The organism is Streptomyces sp. RB17 (assembly GCF_009604455.1).
Classification (GTDB): domain Bacteria; phylum Actinomycetota; class Actinomycetes; order Streptomycetales; family Streptomycetaceae; genus Streptomyces.
Window position 1 is genome coordinate 133,566 of the sequence record NZ_WEGL01000007.1, and the last position, 22,331, is coordinate 155,896.

A 22,331-nucleotide genomic window follows, 5' to 3' on the forward strand; every position below is an offset into this window, starting at 1 on the left:
AGAGCGGCCCTACGCCGCCGGAATCACCGCCGACACCCGGAAACCCCCCGCATCCGTCGGCCCCGACACGAACACACCACCCAGCGCCACAACCCGCTCACGCATCCCCACCAGGCCGTTCCCACCCGACGGCAACCCCGCCGCCGACGCCGACGCCGGCTCCGGCGGCGGCTCGTTCTCCACCTGCATCGCGATCTCCGACACCCGATGCGCCAACCGCACATGCGTCTTCGCACCCGCCGCGTGCTTGTGCACGTTCGTCAACGCCTCCTGCACCACCCGGTACGCCGTCTGCTCGACCCGCGCCGCATACGAGCGCACCTCCCCCTCCACCGACAGCACCACGACCATCCCCGCAGCCGCCGACTGCCCGACCAACTCCTCCAACTCCGACAGACACGGCCCGTCCACCGCACCCTCTGCCTCGGCCACCCGGGAAGCCGCAGCCGCAGCCGCCTGCCCCACCGCCGCCAACGGCACCCGCGGAGCACGCCGCACCGGATCCTCCCCCGCCCGCAGCACCCCCAGCATCTCCCGCAACTCGGTCAACGCCTGCCGCCCCATGTCCCCCACCAGCGCCGCGTTCCGCACCGCCTTCTCGGGATCCTTCCGCGCCACCGCCTGCAACGCGGCGGCATGCACCACCATCAGGCTCACCCGATGCGCGACCACGTCATGCATCTCCCGCGCGATCCGAGTCCGCTCCTCGTTCCTCGCCCACTCGGCCCGCTCCTCCGCCCGCTCCGCGAGCAACTGAAGCTCCCGCTCCAGACTGTCCGCCCGCTCCCGCAAGCTCTCCATCAACCGCCGCCGCGCCCCCACGTACAAACCCAGCAGCACCGGCGGAGCCGTCAGCCCCAACGCCGTCGCCACCGCCGCGAACGGCACGAACCAGTCACCCAGCGTCAGATCGCCCCGCGCCATGTCCTGCCGCACCCGCACGAACGTCACGACCGCCGTCCCCACCAACGACATCCCCGCCAGCGCCCCGATGACCCGCCTCGGCAGCTCACACGCGGCGAGCGTGTACAGGCCGACGACCCCCAGCAGGAACCCCATCTGCGCGGGCGTGATCGCGATCGCGACCAGCACGACGGCGATCGGCCACTTCCGTCGCACCAGCAGCACGGAGCCGGCGATCACCCCGAAAACGATCCCCACCGCCATCGGAATACCGGCATCCCGGGCGAACGGAACACCCTCCGCGCCGCACTCCACAGCCGACACCAGCGCGAGACTCCCGTCGAGCGCCGCGCTACGCCACCTGGCCCACCACCACGGCCCGGTCAGGGCCGTGGCGTGCTCTTCCCCCGTCATGGTCATGCCTCCAGCCTACGGGCGAGGGCTGCGGCTTTTCCGGTGACTTTCACCGACCTCCACACACCACACTCCGTAACCGGACGACCTCGAAACCCACCGGAATCACTCGAACTGGTGAACCCTTCCCGTTCGACCCTGGAACGGATCATTCCGGCCGGACGGTATGCCCATGGCACATTCACACAGCAAATACGCCGACTTCGAGGTACTGCGGGAGCAGGCGGTCACCCTGCGCCGGGCCGGCTACAGCCTCCGGCAGATCCGGGACGAGCTGAAGATCTTCAACAACGACATCCTCAACCAGCTGGTGAAGGGGGAACCGCCGCCGGAGTGGACGAAGCGCCCGAACGCGAAGGACGACGTAAGGGCGAAGGCCCGCGAGCTACGGCTCCAGGGCTGGACCTACGACCAGATCGAGGCGGAGCTGGGGTGCTCGCGGAGTTCCGTGTCGCTGTGGGTGCGGGATCTTCCGAGGCCTGAACCGCGGTACACACCGGAGGAGCACCGCGCGCTCATGCGAGAGGGCCTGGCAAGGCGCCGAGCCACAGAGCGGGAGAAGCGCGAGGAGACCAAGGGGGCTGCGCTGCGAGAGATCAGCGAACTCACCGATCGGGAGCTCTTCATGGTGGGCATCGCGCTCTACTGGGCAGAAGGCTCGAAGAGCAAGCCGTACGACCGCCGCGAGCGCGCGATCTTCGTCAACAGCGACCCCGGCGTGATCAAGACCTACCTGGCCTGGCTGGACCTGCTCGAGGTGGACCGCGAGCGCCTGTCTTTCCGGCTTCTCATCCACGAGTCGGCGGACGTCGAGGCGGCTCACCGCTTCTGGGCGGCCGTCACCGACATCGACACGTCGGTCTTCGCCAAGCCGACGCTGAAGAAGCACAACCCGAAGACCGTCCGTAAGAACACCGGGGACGACTACCACGGGTGCCTGGTCATCGTCGTAGCCAGAAGCGCCCACTTGTACAACCGCATCGAGGGCTGGTGGAACGGAATCGTGGCCCATGCTGAGGCACGTCTCGGGTAAGGTCTGGAGCGCTGTTCCCCCGTGGTGTAACTGGCAGCACACTGGTTTTTGGTACCAGCAGGACAAGGTTCGAATCCTTGCGGGGGAGCCACAGCACACAAACCCTAGGTTCGGGCCCTGACCGGCATCGCCCCCGTCAGGGCCCGCTCTCACCTCCCCCAAGAAACACCCCGGTATCCTGCGGCTGTCACCCCCACCACCCACAGCCGAAGGGCAACCCCGTGAGCGCCATCCGCCCGGCAGCCGTCGTCGTTCTCGCAGCGGGTGAGGGCACCCGTATGAAGTCGGCCACACCGAAGGTCCTGCACGAGATCTGTGGCCGTTCCCTCGTGGGCCATGTGCTGGCCGCCGCCCGTGAGTTGGATCCGGAGAACCTGGTCGTGGTCGTGGGCCACGCCCGGGAGCAGGTCGCCGCCCACCTCGCGGAGATCGACCCGGGCACCAGGACTGCCGTGCAGGCGGAGCAGAACGGCACGGGGCACGCCGTACGCATGGGTCTGGAGCAGCTGGGCGGGGCCGTCGACGGGACTGTCGTGGTCGTGTGCGGGGACACGCCGCTGCTGACCGCCGAGACGCTGAGGCAGCTCGCGGAGACGCACGCCGCCGACGGCAATGCCGTGACCGTGCTGACGGCCGAGGTGCCGGACGCGACGGGGTACGGCCGGATCATCCGGGACGAGGTGACCGGTGCTGTCACCGCGATCGTGGAGCACAAGGACGCGACCGACGCCCAGCGGTCGATCCGGGAGATCAACAGCGGGGTGTTCGCGTTCGACGGGCAGTTGCTGGCGGACGCGCTGAAGAAGGTGCGTACGGACAACAGCCAGGGTGAGGAGTACCTCACCGATGTGCTGGGGATCCTGCGTGAGGCCGGGCATCGGGTCGGGGCCTCCGTGGCCGGTGATCACCGGGAGATCGCGGGGATCAACAACCGGGTGCAGTTGGCCGAGGCGCGCCGGATCCTGAACGACCGGCTGCTGACCGCGGCCATGCTCGGCGGTGTCACCGTCGTCGATCCCGCTTCCACCTGGGTGGATGTGACGGTCACCTTCGAGCGGGATGTCGTCGTGCTTCCGAACACGCTGCTCACCGGGTCGACGCACCTCGGTGAGGGGGCCGAGGTGGGTCCGAACAGCCGGCTGAGGGACACGCAGGTGGGCGCGGGGGCGCGGGTGGACAACACGGTGTCGGACGGGGCCGTGGTCGGGCCGGAGGCGTCCGTGGGGCCGTACGCCTATCTCCGTCCTGGGACCCGGCTCGGTACCAAGGGCAAGATCGGGACGTACGTCGAGACGAAGAACGCCTCGATCGGTGAGGGGACGAAGGTGCCGCATCTGTCGTACGTGGGTGACGCGACGATCGGTGAGTACACGAACATCGGGGCGGCGAGTGTGTTCGTGAACTATGACGGGGAGCACAAGCACCACACGACCGTGGGGTCGCATTGCAAGACGGGGTCGGACAACATGTTTGTGGCTCCTGTCACGGTCGGGGACGGTGCGTACACCGCCGCCGGGTCTGTGATCACGAAGGATGTGCCGCCCGGTTCGCTGGCCGTGGCCCGTGGTCAGCAGCGGAATATCGAGGGTTGGGTGGCTCGGAAGCGTCCGGGGAGCGCGGCGGCGAAGGCGGCTGAGGCGGCGTCCCGGAGGGGCGAGAGCGAGGACTGACCGGAAACGGGTACGTCAAACACGGCGTACCGTGATAAGTGCACATCCGCACGCGTGCACCCGCACCCTTACCAGCGGATACGGCCTTCCATGCCCTGACGGGGGGTCGTTGAGCAGTCGGCTGGCTGAGACAACCTCTGAGGAGACAGTGCTGTGACCGGGATCAAGACGACCGGCGAGAAGAAGTTGATGTTCTTCTCCGGCCGCGCCCACCCCGAGCTTGCCGAGGAGGTCGCCCAGCAGCTGGGTGTCGGGGTCGTCCCGACGAAGGCCTTCGACTTCGCGAACGGTGAGATCTACGTCCGTTATCAGGAGTCGGCGCGTGGTGCGGACTGCTTTGTGATCCAGAGCCACACGGCTCCGATCAATCAGTGGATCATGGAGCAGTTGATCATGATCGACGCGCTGAAGCGTGCGTCGGCTCGCTCCATCACGGTGATTGTGCCGTTCTACGGTTACGCGCGGCAGGACAAGAAGCACCGGGGTCGTGAACCTATTTCGGCGCGTCTGATCGCCGATCTGATGAAGACGGCGGGGGCGGACCGGCTTCTGACGGTGGATCTGCACACGGATCAGATCCAGGGTTTCTTCGACGGGCCGGTGGATCATCTGTTCGCGCTGCCGCTGCTCGCCGATTACGTGGGCGAGAAGGTGGACCGGGACAAGCTGACGGTGGTGTCGCCGGACGCGGGGCGGGTGCGGGTCGCGGACCGCTGGTGCGACCGGTTGGGTGCGCCGCTGGCGATCGTGCACAAGCGGCGTGACAAGGATGTGGCGAACCAGGTGACCGTCCACGAGGTCGTGGGTGAGGTCAAGGGCCGGGTGTGTGTCCTCGTCGACGACATGATCGACACTGGTGGCACCATCTGTGCCGCCGCCGATGCGCTGTTCGCGCATGGTGCGGAGGATGTCATCGTCACAGCGACGCACGGTGTGCTGTCCGGCCCCGCCGCGGACCGGCTGAAGAACTCCCGCGTCAGTGAGTTCGTGTTCACGAACACGCTGCCGACGCCGGCGGAGCTGGGCCGGGATCTGGACAAGATCAGGGTGCTGTCGATCGCTCCGACGATCGCGAGTGCGGTGCGTGAGGTGTTCGAGGACGGTTCGGTGACGAGCCTGTTCGACGAGCAGTGAGGTTTCTGCGCCGGCTGCGCTGACCGCGGCTGAAGATCCTTTTGGGTGCGGCCTCCCTGTCCGAGTAGACTGCTTCAGTTGCTCGGCGAGGGAGGCCGTACTCGTGTGTACGGCGGTCCGTTATCGACGCGCTCTTCGTAGCAGGCCGTTCGTGGCCGGGTGACCACGTCCGTTCCGAGTTCCTACGAGGAGTGATCATTATGTCCGAGGTGAAGCTCGCCGCCGAGACCCGTACCGAGTTCGGCAAGGGTGCGGCTCGTCGCATCCGCCGTGACAACAAGGTTCCGGTTGTTCTGTACGGCCACGGCACCGACCCGGTGCACCTGACCCTGCCGGGTCACGACCTGCTGCTGGCGCTGCGTACGCCGAACGTCCTGATCTCCCTGGACATCGACGGCAAGACCAACGAGCTGGCCATTCCGAAGGCCGTGCAGCGTGACGCGATCAAGGGCTTCCTGGAGCACGTGGACCTGCTGCTGGTCAAGCGTGGCGAGAAGGTCACGGTCGAGATCCCGGTGCACACCGAGGGCGAGCTGGCCCCGGGTGGCAACCTGCTGGAGCACGTCCTGAACGCGCTGCCGGTCGAGGCCGAGGCCACGCACATCCCCGAGGCCGTCACCGTCTCCGTCGAGGGCCTGGCGGCCGGTGCCTCCATCCTCGCCAAGGACATCACCCTCCCGAACGGCACCACGCTGGCCGTCGAGGAGGACGCTGTCGTTCTGCAGGTCCTGGCCGCGCAGGCCGAGGAGGCCGAGGGCGAGGAGGCCGCCGAGGGCGAAGAGGTCGCCGAGGCCTGATCCTCGTCGTCGTCATCATCCGTTCAGCCGCTGCTCTCCCTCGCGGGGAGCGGCGGCTGGCGCGTATCAAGGAGACATGCACGTGACCACTCCCGCCAGTAGTGATCCCTGGCTGATCGTCGGGCTCGGGAATCCCGGGCCGGAGTACGCCATGAACCGGCACAACGTCGGTTTCATGGTGGCGGACCTGCTCGCGGAGCGGATCGGGGGGAAGTTCAAGCGGGCGGGCAAGGCGCAGGCGCAGGTGCTGGAGGGGCGGATCGGTCCGGCGGGGCCGGCGAATCGGCGGGTGATCCTGGCGAAGCCGATGTCGTACATGAATCTGTCGGGTGGTCCGGTGAACGCGTTGAAGGACTTCTTCAGGGTGCCGGTGGCGAACGTGGTGGCCGTGCATGACGAGTTGGACATCGACTACGGGGTGCTGCGGCTGAAGCTGGGCGGTGGGGACAACGGGCACAACGGTCTGAAGTCGATGACGAAGGCGATGGGTTCGGACTATCACCGGGTGCGGTTCGGGATCGGCCGGCCTCCGGGTCGTATGCAGGTGGCGGATTTCGTGCTGAAGGACTTCTCGTCGGGGGAGCGCAAGGAGCTGGACTACTTCGTGGATCGTGCGGCGGACGCGGTGGAGTGTCTGGTGATCGAGGGCCTGGAGCGGGCGCAGAGCGCGTACAACTCCTGACATGTGCGGGTACGGCGGACAGCGAGGTTGACCACCCGCACGGGTATGGCCAATGATCCCGGCCATGCCTGCCACCTCCAGCACTGCTCGCCAGGCCTCCGTGACCGCGTTGCGGTTCGGGCGGGTCGCGGTGATGGGCGCGCTCGCCGCGTTGATTCTGTTCGCCGGGGTGTGGGGTTCCTGGGGGACCGCGCAGCACGTGATGCTGGCCAAGGGGCGGGAGCAGGGCACGGTGCGGGTGACCGCCTGTGCGGGCGATACGTGCAGCGGTGCGTTCACGCCGACGTCGGCGGGGGCGCGGGCACGCGCGCGTGTGGAGATCGCGGAGTCGGTGGCGGTGCGCAAGGGGCGGACGTACGACGTGGTGCTGAAGCCGGGTACGGCGGACGCGGTGCGCTCGGGTCCGGCGGGGATCCTGTATGCGTGGGTGCCGTTGGGCGGGGCGTTGTTGCTGGCGTCGGTGGTGGTGGCCGGCGGGATGCGGCTGACGCGGGTGGCGTGGGTGCTGGCGGGGTGCGGGGTGGCGTTGCTGACGGGGGCTTTTCTGGCGGTGTCCGCCGGTTCGTGACTCCGCGCGCCGGTGATGGCGGGCAGGTGTTGTGTCTTCGTGATTGACCCCGGGTCAGGCGGAGCCGGAAGCTGGGGCGCCCCCTCCACATCTTCCCCGTAGGCCTCTCGAAGATGGACCAGCCCCATGCGTACCCTCATCCGAGCCGGCGCGGTGTCCGCCGGCCTTTCGGCAGCGCTGTTCCTCGCCCCGGCGGCGCATGCCGCTCCCCCCGGTGACAACGGCGATGTGAAGATCCACAAGTCCACGACGGACGAGTACGACCAGCGCAATGAGCCGCACGTGTGCTCGTTCTACCTGGACGCCTTCCACTTCGACGGCGGCCAGCAGGTCGACTGGCACATCGAGGTGTGGGCCCCGACCGGTGGGACGAAGGGTTCGACGGTGAAGTCGGGTGCCCTGTCCCTGGACACGGACGGCCACGGCCGCACCGAGGACATGAGCCTGCCCGACGGGCACTACAAGCTGTTCTGGAACTTCGACGGCGAGAAGGGCGCGGCCAAGCACAAGGTGTTCTGGACGAACTGCCAGGACTCCGGCGGCGGTGGCGGCACGCCGTCGTCGGGTCCGTCGTCGAGCGCGTCCCCCGCGCCGTCCTCGTCCTCGTCCCCGTCGTCGTCCGTGTCGCCGTCCTCGTCGGCCCCCGGTTCGTCGTCCTCGTCGTCTCCCGTTCCGTCCTCCTCGCCGTCCGCGCAGGGCGGTGGCGGTGGTCTCGCCGAGACCGGCAACGGTGTTCCGGTGGGTGCGCTGTCGGGTGTCGCGGCCGTGCTGATGGGCGCGGGCGGCTATCTGGTGGTGCGGCGCCGGAAGGCGCGTGGCTGACCGGAGCCGGAAAGGGCGGTGCCCCCGGGGTCGTACGGCCTCGGGGGCACCGTCTGTTTCAGCGGCGGGTCAGCCGGTGTTGCGCAGGCCCGCCGCCACGCCGTTGACGGTGAGGAGCAGGGCGCGGGAGAGCAGCGGGTCGGGGCTGACGCCGGCCGCGGCGGCGTCGCGCTGGCGCTTGAGCAGGGTGACCTGGAGGTAGGAAATGGGGTCCAGGTAGGCGTCGCGGATGGCGAAGGTCTGCTTGAGGACGGGCTGGGCGTCCAGCAGTTCCTGCTCGCCGGTGATGCGGAGCACCTCGCGGACGGTCAGTTCGTGTTCGGCCTCGATGGTGGCGAAGACGTGCTTGAGGTCGTCGGGGACGAGGGTGTCGACGTAGTGCCGGGCGATGCGCAGGTCGGTCTTGGCCAGGGTCATCTCGACGTTGGAGATGAAGTTCTGGAAGAAGTGCCACTGCTGGTGCATCTCGTCGAGGACACCGTCCAGGCCTGCCTCGCGCAGCGCCTTCAGGCCGGAGCCGACGCCGAACCAGCCGGGGACGATCTGCCGGGACTGGGTCCAGCCGAACACCCAGGGGATGGCGCGCAGGCCGTCGAGACCGGCGCCGGAGTCGGGGCGCCGGGAGGGCCGGGAGCCGAGGTGGAGTTCGGCGAGCTGGTCGACCGGGGTGGAGGCGAAGAAGTAGGCCGGGAGGTCGGGGTCCTCGACCAGGCGGCGGTAGGCGGCGTGGGCCGCGTCGGACACCACGTCCATGGCGGCGTCCCAGCGGGCCAGTGCCTCGTCGGACTGGCGGGGGGCGGTGTGCAGGGCGGAGGCCTGCAGGGTGGCGGCGACGGTGAGTTCGAGGTTCTCCCGGGCCAGGGACGGGATGAGGTACTTGTCGGAGATGACCTCGCCCTGCTCGGTGACCTTGATCTCGCCTTCGAGGGTGCCCCAGGGCTGGGCGAGGATGGCGTCGTGGGAGGGGCCGCCGCCGCGGCCGACGGTGCCGCCGCGGCCGTGGAAGAGGCGCAGCCGTACGCCGTAGCGGTGGGCGACGTCGCGCAGGCGGCGCTGGGCGCGGTGGATCTCCCACTGGCTGGTGGTGATGCCGCCGAACTTGGAGGAGTCGGAGTAGCCGAGCATGACCTCCTGGACGTCGCCGCGCAGCGCGACCAGGCGCCGGTAGGACGGGTCGGAGAGCATGTCCTCGAGGATGGTGTCGGCGGCCTTCAGCTCGTCGGTGGTCTCCAGGAGGGGGACGATGCCGATCTTCGCCCAGCCGGCGTGGAGGTCCATCAGGCCGGCCTCGCGGGCGAGGACGGCGGCGGCGAAGACGTCGTCGGCGCCCTGGCACATGGAGATGATGTAGGACTCGATGACCTCGGGGCCGAAGACCTCCAGGGCCTTCTTGACGGTCTCGAAGACGCCGAGGGTCTTCTGCCCGGCCGCGTCGACGGGTGCCGGGGTGGGGGCGAGCGGGCGCCGGGAGCGCAGTTCCTTGGCGAGGAGCTTGGCGCGGTACTCGCGGGGCATGTCGGCGTAGCGCCAGGACTCCTCGCCGAGGCGGTCGAAGAGCTGGCCGAGGGCGTGGTGGTGGGCGTCGGCGTGTTCGCGGACGTCCATGGTGGCGAGCTGGAGGCCGAAGGCGGCGAGGGTGCGGATGGTGCGGGCGAGGCGGCCGTCGGCGAGCAGGGCGCCGCGGTGCTCGCGCAGGGAGGTCTGGATGATCCGCAGGTCGTTCAGCAGTTCGCTGGTGCCGAGGTAGTCGCGGCCCGCGTCGTGGGGGGTGCCCTGGGCGAGGCGCTGCTTGGTGTTCTCCAGCTTCTGCCGGATGCAGGTGGCCTTGAGCCGGTAGGGCTCCTCGGCGTTGAGGCGCTTGTAGCGGGGGCTGATCTCGGGCAGCCGCTCCAGATCGGTGTTCAGCGACTCCAGCAGCTCTTCGGTGGCGCCGGTGTAGCGGATGGAGTTGGAGAGCAGGCCCCGCAGCTCGTCGATCATCTCCAGGGCGTCGTTGATGCCGTGCTCGTGCTGGAGGATGAGGACGTCCCAGGTGACCTGGGGGGTGACGTTGGGGTTGCCGTCGCGGTCGCCGCCGATCCAGGTGCCGAAGGTGAGCGGGCGGGTGTCGTCGGGGAGCTTGACGCCGACGCGCTCCAGTTCGGCGGTCAGGTCCTCCAGGACGTCGCCGACGGCGTTCGCGTGCAGCTCGTCGAGGTAGTAGATGGCGTTGCGGGCCTCGTCGGCGGGTTCGGGGCGGACGACGCGCAGTTCGTCGGTCTGCCAGACGAGGTCGATGTTCTCGGCGAGGCGGACGTCGTGGCGGCGGCGGTCGGAGCCCTGGACGGGGGTCTCCAGGAGCGCGGCGATGCGCCGGAGCTTGTTCAGCACCGAGCGGCGCGCGGCCTCGGTGGGGTGTGCCGTGAACACGGGGCGAACGTTGAGGTTCTGGGCGGTCTGCCGCAGATGCTCGGGGTCGGCGTCCTTCAGCCGGTCGGCGGTACGGGCGAGGAGGCCGCCCTCGGCGGCGCGCCGGGCGCGCAGTTCGCGGCCGCGGTGCACCTGTTCGGTGACGTTGGCGAGGTGGAAGTAGGTGGAGAAGGCGCGCACCAGCTTGGCGGCGGTCTCCAGTTCGGTGCCGCGCAGCAGGTCGGCGGCGGCCTCGCCGTCCTCGCGGGTGAGGCGGCGGACCTTCTCGACCAGGTCGAGGAGCTCGGGTCCTTCCTGCCGTACGAGGGTCTCGCCCAGGAGATCACCCAGCCGGCGGATGTCGGCGCGCAGCTCGCTGCTGGTCGTGGTGGTCTGGTCGTCGGCACTGCTCACAGGTGCGGCTCCTTGCAGTGTGGAAGCTCTCTGGGAGGGAACCCGGCCGGCTGCCGCGCGGCGGGCGCCGCATACGGGCCGGAGCGTCCGGGAAGGAAACTTCAGCGGACCGCGCTGTCCGACCGAGTTCAAGGATAGGTGTCGATGGGGACGCGCAGGCTCCGGGGCTCTTGCCGCCGCTCGACACGCTGCCATACTTACGACGCCGTAGGTTACGGAACCGTAGGGAAGTGCCGGAGCCTTCCGTCCGGTCCCGGCGGCCCGGCACCTGTCTCGACCCTCGACCCCACAGGGGACGCGCATGACCTCAAGTTCCGATGTGATCGAAGAAGCCCGTCAGGCCACCGACACCTCCACCCCCTCCGCCACGCTGGGCGGCGAGCAGAAGGGCTCGATCGAGCAGATCACGCTGCTTCTGTTCATCACCGTGCCGTTCCTGGCGCTCGTGGCTGCTGTGCCGCTGGCCTGGGGCTGGGGGGTGAGCTGGCTCGATCTGGGCCTGCTGGTGTTCTTCTACTTCCTGGGGTGCCACGGCATCACGATCGGTTTCCACCGGTACTTCACCCACGGTTCGTTCAAGGCCAGGCGGCCGCTGCGGATCGCGCTGGCGATCATGGGTTCGCTGGCGGTCGAGGGGCCCCTGGTGCGCTGGGTGGCCGATCACCGCAAGCACCACAGGTTCTCCGACGCGGAGGGTGACCCGCACTCTCCGTGGCGGTTCGGCGAGACGGTTCCGGCGCTGGTCAAGGGCCTGTGGTGGGCTCATATCGGCTGGATGTTCGACGAGGAGCAGACCCCGCAGGACAAGTACGCGCCGGATCTGATCAAGGACCCGGCGATCCGGGCGATCTCCCGGCAGTTCGTGCTGTGGACGGCCCTGTCGCTGCTGGCGCCGCCGCTGGTCGGCGGTCTGGTGACGATGTCCTGGTGGGGCGCGTTCACCGCGTTCTTCTGGGGTTCACTCGTACGGGTGGCGTTGTTGCACCATGTGACGTGGTCGATCAACTCGATCTGTCACGCGGTGGGCAAGCGGCCGTTCAAGTCGCGGGACCGTTCGGGCAACGTGTGGTGGCTGGCGGTGCTGTCGTGCGGTGAGTCCTGGCACAACCTGCACCACGCCGACCCGACCTCGGCGCGGCACGGTGTGATGCGCGGGCAGATCGACTCCTCGGCGCGGTTCATCCGCATCTTCGAGCTGCTCGGCTGGGCGTACGACGTGCGCTGGCCGTCACGCTCGCGTATCGATTCGCGCCGGAACTCCGACCAGGACGGCTCCCGGCGCCGGAGGGAGACCGCGAAGGCGGCATGATTGACGCCGTGGCGACCGACTCCAGCAGCACCTCCAGCAACGACAAACCACGGCGGACCCGCCGGACCCGTATGACCGGTGCCGAGCGCCGCCAGCAGCTGCTGGAGATCGGTCGCACCCTCTTCGCGGCGAAGGGTTTCGAGGGCACCTCGGTGGAGGAGATCGCGGCGAAGGCCGGAGTGTCCAAGCCGGTGGTGTACGAGCACTTCGGCGGCAAGGAGGGTCTGTACGCGGTGGTGGTGGACCGCGAGATGCGGCGGCTGCTGGACATGGTGACCAGCTCGCTGACGGCCGGCCATCCGCGCGAACTGTGCGAGCAGGCCGCCTTCGCGCTGCTGGACTACATCGAGGAGTACACGGACGGCTTCCGCATCCTGGTCCGTGACTCCCCCATCCCGCAGTCGACGGGTTCCTTCGCCTCCCTCATCTCCGACATCGCCACGCAGGTGGAGGACATCCTGGGCCGCGAGTTCAAGTCCCGGGGCTTCGACCCGAAGCTGGCCCCCCTGTACGCGCAGGCGCTGGTCGGCATGGTCGCCCTGACCGGCCAGTGGTGGCTTGACGTGCGCCGCCCGAAGAAGGCCGAGGTGGCGGCGCATCTGGTGAACCTGGCGTGGCACGGCCTGGACGGTCTGGAGCAGAAGCCGCGGTTGATCGGGCATCGGAAGAGCTGAACGGGCCCCCGCGGGGCATGCCTGCGGGATCGCGTGCGCATGAGCGAGATCGCGATCAGTGACGCCGCACTCCAGCTCGACGCCCTGGTCCGCCGGGTGGCCCACAACCGCGAGACCATAGCCCTCACCGGCCAGGAACGCGTCGGCGCGCTCCTCGTCTCTCCCCGTGTGATCGAGGATCTCGAAGATGCCCTGGCCATTGCCGACCACTGGCAAAGAGGCGCCGTCACTCAGCCACCGTCACCCACCTCGGCCGGACGACTTGACCGGCTCCAGGAACTCCAGCCGGTTGCCGACCGGATCCTCCGAGTAGAAGCGCAGGTGGCCGGGGAGGTTGTCGTCCCAGGTCACCTGGGCCCCCTTGGCGGTGAGCCGGCCGGCGTACGCCTCGATGTCCGTCACCCGCAGCCCGGGGTGGGCCTTCTTCGCGGGCCGGAAGTCGGTCTCGATGCCCAGATGCAGCTGCACGGCCCCGGCCTGGAACCAGCAGCCTCCGCGCGCCGCGAGGACCGGTGGCTTGGGGATCTCGGTCATGCCGAGGACATCGGCGTAGTACGACCGAAGAGCGGGCTCGGACCCCGCCGGCGCCGCCAGCTGCACATGATCGACCGCGGCGAGCATGCTCAGGCCTCCTTCACGGCGACGGCGAACAGCCGGCGGAACGGCATGACCGTGCCGTACGGCGCACTCGGGTAGGCCTGCCGCAGCAGGTCCCGGTACTCGGCCAGGAACGCGTCGCGCGCCTCGGGGTCGTCGGCGAGCGCGGTCAGGGCGGGCCGCAGCCCCGTGCCCTTCACCCAGTCAAGGACCGGGTCCGCCCCTTCCAGGACGTGGTAGTACGTCGTCTGCCACACGTCGGTCGCACAGCCGAGGCGGGCGAGGCGGTCCAGATAGGCGCCGGGCGTGTGCACGGAGTCGGTGCGGCGCAGGATGTCGGCGAGGCGGGACTTCCAGCGGGGGGTGCCGGCGAGTTCGCGCATCAGGGCGTGCAGCGGGGCGTCGATGTTGTCGGGCACCTGGAAGGCGAAGGTGCCACCGGGCCCGAGGCCGGCGATCCAGTCGGCGAAGCGGTCGGCGTGGCCCGGCACCCACTGGAGGGTGGCGTTGGAGACGATCAGGTCGTACGGCTCCTCGGGCGCCCAGGTGCGGACGTCGGCGTGGGCGAAGTCCAGCCGTCCGCCCCCGGCGGTGGGGCCCTCGTGCTGGGTGTGGGCCTTGTCCAGCATCTCCGGCGAGTTGTCGTAGCCGGTGACGTGTGCGGCGGGCCAGCGTTCGGTGAGCAGCACGGTGACGTTGCCCGGGCCGCAGCCGAGGTCGGCGATGCGGGGCGCCCGCGTGGGCGGGGCGGGGACGCGGGCGAGGAGGTCGGCGAAGGGACGGGCCCGGTGACCGGCGTGCCGCAGATACTGCCCGGGGTCCCAGATGGGTGTCGTCATACCGACCACTGTCCCCTCCAACTCTCTTGATGTCAAGAGACTTGATGTCAAGAGACTTCACGTCGACACAACCACTACACTGATCTCCATGGAGGACGAGGTCGATCGGCTGGTCGCAGCGTGGCGCCGGGAACGTCCGGACCTCGACGTGGAGCCGCTGGAAGTGCTCAGCCGGGTGAGCCGTCTCGCCCGGCATCTGGACCGTGCGCGCCGGCTCGCCTTCGCCGAGCACCAGCTGGAGCCGTGGGAGTTCGATGTGCTGACCGCGCTCCGGCGCGCGGGCGCGCCGTACCAGCTCTCCCCCGGCCAGCTGCTGACACAGACCCTGGTCACCTCGGGCACGATGACCAACCGGATCGACCGGCTGGCCAAGAAGGGCCTGGTGGGGCGGCTGCCGGACCCGAGCGACCGGCGGGGCGTGCTGGTCCGGCTGACCGAGACCGGCAGGGACCGCGCCGACCAGGCGCTGGCCGGCCTGCTGGAGCAGGAGCGGGCGATCCTCGCGGAGCTGTCCCCCGCCCAGCGCGCGGAACTGGCCGGACTGCTACGCCAGTTGACCGCCCCGTTCGACAACATTCCCGGTTAGCTCGGCCGGTCCGACCCCCGCGCGGCGGGCGAGCGCGACGGCGGCCAGGGTGGAGTGGACGCCCAGCTTGCCGAGGACGTTCTGCATATGGGTGCGCACGGTGTGCGGGGAGAGGAACAGCCGCTCGGCGACGGCCTTGCGGCCGAGGCCCGCGACCATGCAGCGCAGCACCTCCCGCTCGCGCGGGGTGAGGGACTCCACCAGCCGCTCGCTCTCGGTGCGGTGCCGGCGGGCGGCCGTCAGCTCCCTGAGCACGCCGGTGAGCAGGGCGGGCGGCAGATGGGTCTCGTCGCGCAGCACACCCCGGATCACCGTCAGCAGCCGGGACAGCGAGCAGTCCTTGGCGACCCATCCCGAGGCACCGGCCTGCAGCGCGAGCGCCGCCCGCCGGGAGTCGTCCTTCTCGGCGAGCACGACGATCCGGACGGCGGGCTGGGCGGCCCGGACCCCGGCGACGAGCGAGATCCCGTCGACCAGCCCGTCCTCATGACCCTCCTGCACCGGAACGGGCACGGCCGGGCGGGTGCCGGGCACATGGCCGCCCAGGTCGGCGTCGACCAGCAGCACGTCGAAGCGGCGGCCCTCACCGGCCGCCCGCTCCAGGCAGCGCAGCGCGGCGGGACCGCTGCCGGCGGCGGAGACGTCGACATCGGGCTCGGCGGCCAGGGCGGCCGCGAGCGACTCGGCGAAGATGCGGTGGTCGTCGACGACCAGGACTCGGATACGAACCACGAAACCCCTCCCGGACCGGGCCTGGCCCTCCGGAGAGCGACGACCCGCGCGGGTACGGACGCCCACGGAAAGGACGCGCGCCGCACGGCCGCCGCCGTCGCGGAAACTGCTACCCCCACCGCGGGTGCCGTACCCGCCTGTCTCGCCCCCTGAACAGCACCGGCCCCCACCGGTGCTGTTCCACAGAGTACGGATGGGAGCACGCAGCGGAAGGAGATTTACAGAACTGGCCGTCCAGCGTGCTTGTCGTGTGCCGCAAGTTTCGTATTGAGGCGGAAGTCGACAAAGATCGACGTGATCCGCGCCGGCCCCCGCACCCGCCGGGCGGGTACGGGGGCCGGTGATCGTCGTGGCCGGGGCGGGTCTCAGACCAGTCGGCCGGCGCCCGCCGACGGCACCGCCTCGAACACGCGCGGAGCCGTGAAGCCGGCGGCCGCGAAGGCCTCCTCGATCGCCTTGGTGAGGGTGTCCACCTCGGCCGCCTCCGTCAGGACGATCGCCGAGCCGCCGAAGCCGCCGCCGGTCATCCGGGCGCCCAGCGCACCCGCGCCCAGGGCCGTGTCGACGACCAGGTCCAGCTCCGGGCAGGAGATGCGGAAGTCGTCGCGCAGCGAGGCGTGGCCCTCGGTGAGGACGGGGCCGATGGCGCGGGTGTCGCCGGCGCGGAGCAGGCCGACGACCCGCTCGACCCGGTGGTCCTCCGTCACCACATGGCGGACCAGGCGCACGACCTCCTCCTCGTCGCCGAGGCGGGCCAGCGCCGCGTCCAGCCCGTCGTACGGGACGTCCCGCAGGGCGTCGACGCCGAGCAGGGCCGCGCCCTTCTCGCAGCCGGCCCGCCGCTTGCCGTACTCGCCGCCGCTGTGGGCGTGCTTGACCTGGGTGTCCACGACCAGCAGGCGCAGGCCCTCGGCCGCGAGGTCGAAGGGGATCTGCTGCTGGGACAGGTCGCGGGTGTCCAGGAAGAGCGCGTGGCCCTGCTCGCAGCAGGCCGACGCGGTCTGGTCCATGATCCCGGTGGGCGCGCCGACGTAGACGTTCTCGGCGCGCTGGCACAGCCGGGCCAGCTTCCAGCGCGGCAGGCCCAGTTCGTAGAGGTCGTTGAGCGCGAGCGCGATCACGACCTCCAGCGCGGCGGACGAGGACAGGCCGGCGCCCGTCGGGACCGTGGACGACAGGTGGACGTCCGCGCCGGTCACGGCGTGGCCCGCCTCGCGCAGGACCCAGACCACACCCGCCGGGTACGCCGTCCAGTTCTCGTCGCTCCCGGGCGTCAGGGCGTCCAGGGACAGCTCCACGATGCCGCCGTCGATGTCCGCCGAGTGCAGGCGCAGGACGCCGTCGGTGCGCCGGGAGACCGCCGCGACGGCCCGGTGCGGCAGCGCGAACGGCATCACGAAGCCGTCGTTGTAGTCGGTGTGTTCACCGATGAGGTTGACACGGCCGGGCGCCGCCCACACGCCCTCCGGCTCCGCGCCGTACAACTCGGCGAAGCGCTCCGCGACCTGCTGTGCCCCCACTACTGCTCCCTTGAGATGTGCTGTGCGAACTCCCACGCGTCCGCGACGATGCCCGCGAGATCCGCGCGGCTCGGGTTCCAGCCCAGCTTCTCGCGGGCCGTGTCCGCCGAGGCGACCAGGACGGCCGGGTCGCCGCCGCGGCGCGGGGCCACGACCTCGGGGATCGGGCGGCCGGTGACCCGCCGGACCGTCTCGACGACCTCGCGGACGGAGAAGCCCTCGCCGTTGCCGAGGTTGCAGATCAGGTGCTCGCCCGGGGTGGCGGCCGTCAGGGCGAGCAGGTGGGCCTCGGCGAGGTCCGCGACGTGGATGTAGTCGCGCACGCAGGTGCCGTCCGGGGTCGGGTAGTCGTCGCCGTAGACGGAGATCGCGTCGCGGCGGCCCTGGGCGACCTGGAGGACCAGCGGAATGAGGTGCGACTCGGGGTCGTGGCGCTCGCCGCAGGTGCCGTACGCACCGGCCACGTTGAAGTAGCGCAGGGAGACCGCGGCCAGGCCGTGGGCGTTCGCCTCGCTGGTGATCATGTGGTCGACGGCCAGCTTGGAGGCGCCGTAGGGGTTGGTCGGCCGCGTCGGGGCGCTCTCCACGATCGGGACCTGCTCGGGCTCGCCGTAGGTGGCCGCCGTGGAGGAGAAGACCAACGTGCGGACGCCCGCCTCGCGCATCGCGCCGAGCAGCGCCATCGAGCCGGCGACGTTGTTGTCCCAGTACTTCTCCGGCTTCACCACCGACTCGCCGACCTGCGAGGACGCGGCGAAGTGCAGCACGCCGTCGTAGGAGGGGTCGAGCCACTTGGCGGCGTCGCGGATGTCGCCCTCGACGAAGGCCGCCCCGGCGGGCACGCCCGCGCGGAAGCCGGTGGAGAGGTTGTCGAGGACGGTGACCTCGTGGCCGGCCTCCAGCAGATGCTGGGCCACGACACTGCCGACGTAACCCGCGCCACCCGTCACCAGGTACTTCATGAACTCGCTACCTCTCGCAGTCGCTCGGCCGCGCGTTCCGGCGGCACGTCGTTGATGAACACGCTCATGCCGGACTCGGAACCCGCGAGAAACTTCAGCTTGCCGGAAGTGCGGCGGACGGTGAAAAGCTCGAGGTGGAGCGCGAAGTCGTCCCGCGTGACCCCCTCGAAGTCCTCCAGCGCGCCGAACGGGGCCTGGTGCCAGGCCGCGATGTAGGGCGTCGGAGGCTCACCCTCGCCGAAGATACGGTCGAAGCGCCTCAAGAGTTCCAGATACACCTGGGGGAACTCTGTGCGCGCCGCCTCGTCCAGCGCGAGCAGGTCGGGCACGCGGCGCTTGGGGTACAGGTGGACCTCGTACGGCCAGTGCGCCGCGTACGGCACGAAGGCCGCCCAGTGTTCACCCTCAAGGACGACCCGCTCACCGGCGAGTTCCCGCTCCAGGACGGCGTCGAAGAGGTTGTCCCCGCCGGTTGCCTCCTTGTGGGCGGCGAGCGAGCGGAGCATCAGCGCGGTGCGCGGAGTGGTGAAGGGGTAGGCGTAGATCTGTCCGTGCGGGTGGCCGAGGGTCACTCCGATCTCGGCACCGCGGTTCTCGAAACAGAACACCTGCTCGACGGCAGGCAGATGCGACAGTTCCGAGGTGCGGTCCGTCCACGCGTCCAGCACCAGGCGCGCCTGCTCGACGGTCAGGTCGGCGAAGGAGGCGTCGTGGTCGGAGGTGAAGCAGACGACCTCGCAGCGGCCGGAGTCACCGGCGAGGGAGGGGAAGCGGTTCTCGAAGACGACGACGTCGTACGACGAGTCCGGGATCTCGCTGAGCCGGTCGCCCTGCGTGGGGCACAGGGGGCACTCGTCGGCCGGCGGATGGTAGGTGCGGCCCTGCCGGTGGGAGGCGACGGCGACCGCGTCGCCGAGCAGTTCGTCGCGGCGGACCTCGGACGTCGTATGGGTCCGCTCCAGGGGTCGGCGGTCGACGGCGTCCCGCACGGTGTCGTCCCGCAGGTCGTAGTAGATCAGCTCACGACCGTCTGCCAGCCGTGTCGAGGTCTTCTTCAACGCCGGACTCCTCTACGTCCCGCACCCAATCACTCAACACAATCAAACATAACAGAACGCAACTCGACAACGTCCAGATCATCACAATCAAACAAAGAACACCAACAGAAGTGTTCAATTTCTGAACGCGGAGACGTAGGTTCCGCTCTGGATCAGTTCGCGCAACGAAGCGAGTACTCATGCAAACCCCCACAGACAGCCCCCTGTACTTGGCGGCGGTGCTACGGCTCCCCACCAACTGGCTGGACTACACGATCCTGGCGATCTACTTCGTCGTCGTGCTCGGCATCGGCTTCGCCGCCCGCCGCTCGGTGAAGACCAGCCTCGACTTCTTCCTCTCCGGACGCTCGCTGCCCGCCTGGATCACCGGTCTCGCCTTCATCTCGGCGAACCTGGCGGCCACCGAGATCCTGGGCATGGCCGCGAACAGCGCCCAGTACGGCGCCTACACCGTGCACTGGTACTGGATCGGCGCCATCCCCGCCATGGTCTTCCTGGGCCTGGTGATGATGCCGTTCTACTACGGCAGCAAGGTCCGCTCGGTCCCCGAGTTCCTGCTGCTGCGCTTCGACCGGGGTGCGCACCTGCTCAGTTCGATCCTGTTCGCGTTCGCCGCCATCCTGATCGCGGGCGTCAACCTCTACGCCCTCGCGATCGTCGTCGAGGCCCTGCTGGGCTGGCCGCAGTGGGTCGCGATCGTGGTCGCCGGTGCGTTCGTGCTGGCGTACATCACCCTCGGCGGTCTGTCCTCGGCGATCTACAACGAGGTGCTGCAGTTCTTCGTGATCCTGGCCGCCCTCATCCCGATCACCGCCCTCGGCCTGAAGAAGGTCGGCGGCTGGGACGGCCTGACCCACAAGCTCACCGCGACGCACGGCGCGAACTTCACCACCGCGTGGGGAGGCACCGGCATCGGCCATGTGAACCCGCTCGGCGCGAACTGGCTGACCATCGTCCTCGGCCTCGGCTTCGTGCTGTCCTTCGGCTACTGGACGACCAACTTCGCCGAGGTGCAGCGCGCCCTGTCCGCCAAGAACCTCTCCGCCGGGCAGCGGACCCCGCTGATCGCCGCCTACCCGAAGATCTTCATCGTCTTCCTGGTGATGATCCCGGGCCTGGTCGCCGCAGCCCTCGTGCCGAAGATCGGCACCTCCTCCTCGGGCCTGCAGTACAACGACGCCATCCCGTACCTGATGCAGGAACTGCTGCCCAACGGTGTCCTCGGCATCGCCGTCACCGGCCTGCTCGCCGCCTTCATGGCCGGCATGGCGGCCAACGTGTCGTCCTTCAACACCGTGTTCACCAACGACATCTGGGCGAAGTACGTGGTGCGCGACCGTGAGGACGCCTACTACGTCCGGTTCGGCCGCCTGATCACCGTGATCGGCGTCCTCGCCTCCATCGGCACGGCGTTCCTGGCGTCCTCGTTCTCGAACATCATGAGCTACCTGCAGACGCTGTTCTCCTTCTTCAACGTGCCGATGTTCGTCGTGTTCATCGTCGGCATGTTCTGGAAGCGCGCGTCCGCCAAGTCCGGCTTCTGGGGCCTGCTCGCGGGCACCGTGACCGCGATGATCAACTACTTCGTGTTCTACAAGAAGGGGATCATCTCCATCCCCTCCGACCAGGGCGCCAACTTCGTCTCCGCGATCGCGGGCTTCGTCGCCGGCGCGGTCGTGATGGTCGTGGTGTCCCTGTTCACCACGCCGAAGCCGGCGCAGGAGCTGCAGGGCCTGGTCTACGGCACGCGCTCCCCCGGCATGTCCGAACCGTCCGCGCCCGGAGACGAGGCCTGGTACCGCAGGCCGGCCCTGCTGGGCTGGGGCGCGGTCGTGCTGGCCGCCGTCTGCTACGTCCCGTTCTCGTTCTGACGCGGGAGGATCGAGGAAACCATGTCCGAACACCCCGAGCACCCTGACCGCCGCCACCACTACACCGAGGACGAGGTGGCGCGGCAAGTCACCGAGCTGGAGGGCAAGTCCGCGACGGCCGCCCGCATCTTCGACCTGCGGCGCATCATCGGCGGCCTGTTCGTGCTGTACGGCGTCATCGTCACGATCGCCGGCATCACCGACTCCAAGGCCGCCATCGACAAGGCCCAGGGCGTCAACATCAACCTCTGGACCGGGATCGGCATGCTCCTGCTGGGCATCTTCTTCCTGGCCTGGCTGAAGCTCCGGCCGACTCCGCCGCCGCTTCCTCCGGAGGGTTCGGCGCAGGAGTGAGCGTCGGTCGGGGACGGTTCCGCCGTAGGGCTGCGGGCCGTCCCCCGGCTGCCGGCGCGTCGTGGCTGCTCGCGCAGTTCCCCGCGCCCCTTACGGGGCGCCGCGCCGCGGCAGCGGCGCCTACTCGGGACCGGAACCGAACGGCCCCGCCCGGTCCAGCAACCCCGTCCGCGCCGCCAGTGCCGCAGCCTCCAAACGCGACCCCACGCCCAACTTCATCAGCACCCGCTGGACATGGGTGCGGGCCGTGCTCGGCGCGATCCCCATCCCCGCCGCGATCAGCCGCGTGTCCTCCCCGTCGGCCACCCGCACCAGCACCTCCACCTCCCGCGGCGTCAGCACCGACAGCAACCGCTGCGCCTCGTCGTCGGGCTGCGCGGCAGGGTTGAGCAGTTCCTCGAACGCCCCCTGCAGCAACTGCGGCGCCACCGCCGCCTCCCCCGCGCGCGCCTTCATGATCGCCCGCTCGACGCCCTCGATCCGCTCGTCGTGCCGCACGTACCCCGACGCCCCGGCCGCGAACGCCGCCGCGATGCCGCGCGGCGAGGGCACCGGGCCGAGCACCAACACCGCGACCTGCGGGCGCTCCCGCTTGATCTTCAGCACCGGATCGAAGACACCCGGTTCGGCCGGCGCCGCCGTACCCAGCAGGCACACCTCCGGCGCCCGCGCGATCACCAGGTCCGCCGCGCCCGCGGCCGGTGCCGCCGCGGCGAGCACCCGGTGCCCGCGCAGCTTGAGCGCCGACGCGAGCGCCTCCGCGAGCAGGCGATGGTCGTCGACGACCATGAGCCGCACTCCCATAGAGCAACCCCCCAGTCCCCCCCATGGATGCCCCACTATGGACGCCCACCGGTCCGCACGGACAGAGGGCCCCCCGGCTCCTCGTCCTTCATGCCCCCGGAAGCTACACGCTTGTTCGACGGAGCGCTGCCCCTCTTGATGAGAAGTGCCCCGGATCGATGAAATCCGGGGCACTTCTCGGTAAGTCACCCATTCGGGCG

21 protein-coding genes and 1 tRNA gene are annotated in these 22,331 nt (G+C 69.7%); 13 read left to right on the forward strand and 9 right to left on the reverse strand.

Features of this window, described 5'->3' with window-relative positions; translation table 11 throughout:
* Window positions 1–9: 9 nt before the first annotated feature.
* On the reverse strand, window positions 10–1,323 hold the full coding sequence (locus SRB17_RS29080) for a sensor histidine kinase (RefSeq protein ID WP_153543144.1): 1,314 nt from the start codon (window positions 1,321–1,323) through the stop codon (window positions 10–12).
* Between the two features lie 166 nt (window positions 1,324–1,489).
* Between SRB17_RS29080 and SRB17_RS29085 the strand changes: the two genes are divergently transcribed.
* The 8 genes from SRB17_RS29085 to SRB17_RS29120 all read left to right on the forward strand — a co-directional run bounded on the left by SRB17_RS29085 (window position 1,490) and on the right by SRB17_RS29120 (window position 8,023).
* Complete coding sequence (locus SRB17_RS29085; protein ID WP_153543145.1) at window positions 1,490–2,350, forward strand: helix-turn-helix domain-containing protein; 861 nt, start codon at window positions 1,490–1,492, stop codon at window positions 2,348–2,350.
* A gap of 15 nt (window positions 2,351–2,365) precedes the next feature.
* A tRNA-Gln gene (locus SRB17_RS29090) sits at window positions 2,366–2,441 on the forward strand.
* A 130-nt stretch (window positions 2,442–2,571) separates the two neighbouring features.
* Window positions 2,572–4,020: a bifunctional UDP-N-acetylglucosamine diphosphorylase/glucosamine-1-phosphate N-acetyltransferase GlmU gene (gene glmU / locus SRB17_RS29095; RefSeq protein WP_323376389.1), complete on the forward strand. Its 1,449-nt coding sequence runs from the start codon at window positions 2,572–2,574 to the stop codon at window positions 4,018–4,020.
* A 153-nt stretch (window positions 4,021–4,173) separates the two neighbouring features.
* Entirely contained in the window at window positions 4,174–5,154 is a 981-nt protein-coding gene (locus tag SRB17_RS29100) for a ribose-phosphate diphosphokinase (protein WP_323376390.1), read from the forward strand.
* Between the two features lie 200 nt (window positions 5,155–5,354).
* Complete coding sequence (locus tag SRB17_RS29105) at window positions 5,355–5,951, forward strand: 50S ribosomal protein L25/general stress protein Ctc (protein ID WP_153543146.1); 597 nt, start codon at window positions 5,355–5,357, stop codon at window positions 5,949–5,951.
* A gap of 76 nt (window positions 5,952–6,027) precedes the next feature.
* Window positions 6,028–6,633, forward strand: coding sequence for an aminoacyl-tRNA hydrolase (gene pth, locus SRB17_RS29110; RefSeq protein ID WP_153543147.1), 606 nt, complete (start codon window positions 6,028–6,030; stop codon window positions 6,631–6,633).
* 52 nt (window positions 6,634–6,685) lie between these two features.
* On the forward strand, window positions 6,686–7,201 hold the full coding sequence (locus SRB17_RS29115; RefSeq protein WP_153543148.1) for a hypothetical protein: 516 nt from the start codon (window positions 6,686–6,688) through the stop codon (window positions 7,199–7,201).
* A 126-nt stretch (window positions 7,202–7,327) separates the two neighbouring features.
* Entirely contained in the window at window positions 7,328–8,023 is a 696-nt protein-coding gene (locus SRB17_RS29120; RefSeq protein WP_153543149.1) for an LPXTG cell wall anchor domain-containing protein, read from the forward strand.
* A gap of 69 nt (window positions 8,024–8,092) precedes the next feature.
* Here the strand turns inward: SRB17_RS29120 and ppc are convergent, their stop codons facing one another.
* Complete coding sequence (gene ppc / locus SRB17_RS29125; RefSeq protein ID WP_323376391.1) at window positions 8,093–10,825, reverse strand: phosphoenolpyruvate carboxylase; 2,733 nt, start codon at window positions 10,823–10,825, stop codon at window positions 8,093–8,095.
* 301 nt (window positions 10,826–11,126) lie between these two features.
* Between ppc and SRB17_RS29130 the strand changes: the two genes are divergently transcribed.
* Together SRB17_RS29130 and SRB17_RS29135 are read left to right on the forward strand one after the other, a co-directional pair.
* Complete coding sequence (locus SRB17_RS29130; RefSeq protein WP_153543150.1) at window positions 11,127–12,134, forward strand: acyl-CoA desaturase; 1,008 nt, start codon at window positions 11,127–11,129, stop codon at window positions 12,132–12,134.
* Window positions 12,131–12,808 (forward strand): TetR/AcrR family transcriptional regulator, encoded by a 678-nt coding sequence (locus SRB17_RS29135; protein WP_153543151.1) that lies wholly within the window; start codon window positions 12,131–12,133, stop codon window positions 12,806–12,808. Before SRB17_RS29130 ends, SRB17_RS29135 begins: the two co-directional genes overlap by 4 nt.
* A gap of 240 nt (window positions 12,809–13,048) precedes the next feature.
* On the opposite strand, the gene SRB17_RS29140 is transcribed toward SRB17_RS29135, so the two are convergent.
* Window positions 13,049–13,429 carry a VOC family protein gene (locus tag SRB17_RS29140; RefSeq protein ID WP_153543152.1) on the reverse strand — a complete coding sequence of 127 codons (381 nt, stop codon included), beginning with the start codon at window positions 13,427–13,429 and terminating at the stop codon, window positions 13,049–13,051.
* Between the two features lie 2 nt (window positions 13,430–13,431).
* On the reverse strand, window positions 13,432–14,244 hold the full coding sequence (locus SRB17_RS29145; protein WP_153543153.1) for a trans-aconitate 2-methyltransferase: 813 nt from the start codon (window positions 14,242–14,244) through the stop codon (window positions 13,432–13,434).
* A gap of 88 nt (window positions 14,245–14,332) precedes the next feature.
* Between SRB17_RS29145 and SRB17_RS29150 the strand changes: the two genes are divergently transcribed.
* Complete coding sequence (locus SRB17_RS29150; RefSeq protein WP_153543154.1) at window positions 14,333–14,830, forward strand: MarR family winged helix-turn-helix transcriptional regulator; 498 nt, start codon at window positions 14,333–14,335, stop codon at window positions 14,828–14,830.
* Here the strand turns inward: SRB17_RS29150 and SRB17_RS29155 are convergent.
* From SRB17_RS29155 to galT, 4 genes are all read right to left on the reverse strand, one after another.
* Window positions 14,789–15,562 carry a response regulator transcription factor gene (locus SRB17_RS29155; RefSeq protein WP_323376392.1) on the reverse strand — a complete coding sequence of 258 codons (774 nt, stop codon included), beginning with the start codon at window positions 15,560–15,562 and terminating at the stop codon, window positions 14,789–14,791. The genes SRB17_RS29150 and SRB17_RS29155 overlap by 42 nt on opposite strands.
* Before the next feature lie 365 nt (window positions 15,563–15,927).
* Window positions 15,928–17,082, reverse strand: coding sequence for a galactokinase (galK, locus tag SRB17_RS29160; protein WP_323376393.1), 1,155 nt, complete (start codon window positions 17,080–17,082; stop codon window positions 15,928–15,930).
* The gene (gene galE, locus SRB17_RS29165) at window positions 17,082–18,044 is read right to left on the reverse strand and encodes a UDP-glucose 4-epimerase GalE (RefSeq protein ID WP_153543155.1); all 963 of its coding nucleotides are present in this window, start codon (window positions 18,042–18,044) and stop codon (window positions 17,082–17,084) included. The genes galK and galE overlap by 1 nt, the downstream gene beginning before the upstream one ends.
* Window positions 18,041–19,102, reverse strand: coding sequence for a galactose-1-phosphate uridylyltransferase (gene galT, locus SRB17_RS29170; RefSeq protein ID WP_153543156.1), 1,062 nt, complete (start codon window positions 19,100–19,102; stop codon window positions 18,041–18,043). The genes galE and galT overlap by 4 nt, the downstream gene beginning before the upstream one ends.
* A 179-nt stretch (window positions 19,103–19,281) precedes the next feature.
* Between galT and SRB17_RS29175 the strand changes: the two genes are divergently transcribed.
* Window positions 19,282–20,973, forward strand: a complete 1,692-nt coding sequence (locus SRB17_RS29175) for a sodium:solute symporter family protein (RefSeq protein WP_153543157.1) — start codon at window positions 19,282–19,284, stop codon at window positions 20,971–20,973.
* Between the two features lie 21 nt (window positions 20,974–20,994).
* Window positions 20,995–21,327: a hypothetical protein gene (locus SRB17_RS29180; RefSeq protein WP_153543158.1), complete on the forward strand. Its 333-nt coding sequence runs from the start codon at window positions 20,995–20,997 to the stop codon at window positions 21,325–21,327.
* Window positions 21,328–21,447: 120 nt separating this feature from the next.
* On the opposite strand, the gene SRB17_RS29185 is transcribed toward SRB17_RS29180, so the two are convergent.
* Window positions 21,448–22,131 (reverse strand): helix-turn-helix transcriptional regulator, encoded by a 684-nt coding sequence (locus SRB17_RS29185; protein ID WP_153543159.1) that lies wholly within the window; start codon window positions 22,129–22,131, stop codon window positions 21,448–21,450.
* Window positions 22,132–22,331: the final 200 nt, after the last annotated feature.

Bases quoted from the DNA above. Each gene is read 5' to 3' on its own strand.
- SRB17_RS29115 (WP_153543148.1), top strand. From the start codon at position 6,686: ATGATCCCGGCCATGCCTGCCACCTCCAGCACTGCTCGCCAGGCCTCC.
- pth (WP_153543147.1), top strand. From the start codon at position 6,028: ATGCACGTGACCACTCCCGCCAGTAGTGATCCCTGGCTGATCGTCGGG.
- SRB17_RS29145 (WP_153543153.1), bottom strand. From the start codon at position 14,244: ATGACGACACCCATCTGGGACCCCGGGCAGTATCTGCGGCACGCCGGT.
- SRB17_RS29085 (WP_153543145.1), top strand. From the start codon at position 1,490: ATGGCACATTCACACAGCAAATACGCCGACTTCGAGGTACTGCGGGAG.
- SRB17_RS29105 (WP_153543146.1), top strand. From the start codon at position 5,355: ATGTCCGAGGTGAAGCTCGCCGCCGAGACCCGTACCGAGTTCGGCAAG.
- galE (WP_153543155.1), bottom strand. From the start codon at position 18,044: ATGAAGTACCTGGTGACGGGTGGCGCGGGTTACGTCGGCAGTGTCGTG.
- SRB17_RS29080 (WP_153543144.1), bottom strand. From the start codon at position 1,323: ATGACCATGACGGGGGAAGAGCACGCCACGGCCCTGACCGGGCCGTGG.
- SRB17_RS29140 (WP_153543152.1), bottom strand. From the start codon at position 13,429: ATGCTCGCCGCGGTCGATCATGTGCAGCTGGCGGCGCCGGCGGGGTCC.
- SRB17_RS29120 (WP_153543149.1), top strand. From the start codon at position 7,328: ATGCGTACCCTCATCCGAGCCGGCGCGGTGTCCGCCGGCCTTTCGGCA.
- SRB17_RS29180 (WP_153543158.1), top strand. From the start codon at position 20,995: ATGTCCGAACACCCCGAGCACCCTGACCGCCGCCACCACTACACCGAG.
- SRB17_RS29130 (WP_153543150.1), top strand. From the start codon at position 11,127: ATGACCTCAAGTTCCGATGTGATCGAAGAAGCCCGTCAGGCCACCGAC.
- SRB17_RS29135 (WP_153543151.1), top strand. From the start codon at position 12,131: ATGATTGACGCCGTGGCGACCGACTCCAGCAGCACCTCCAGCAACGAC.
- SRB17_RS29175 (WP_153543157.1), top strand. From the start codon at position 19,282: ATGCAAACCCCCACAGACAGCCCCCTGTACTTGGCGGCGGTGCTACGG.
- SRB17_RS29185 (WP_153543159.1), bottom strand. From the start codon at position 22,131: ATGGGAGTGCGGCTCATGGTCGTCGACGACCATCGCCTGCTCGCGGAG.
- SRB17_RS29150 (WP_153543154.1), top strand. From the start codon at position 14,333: ATGGAGGACGAGGTCGATCGGCTGGTCGCAGCGTGGCGCCGGGAACGT.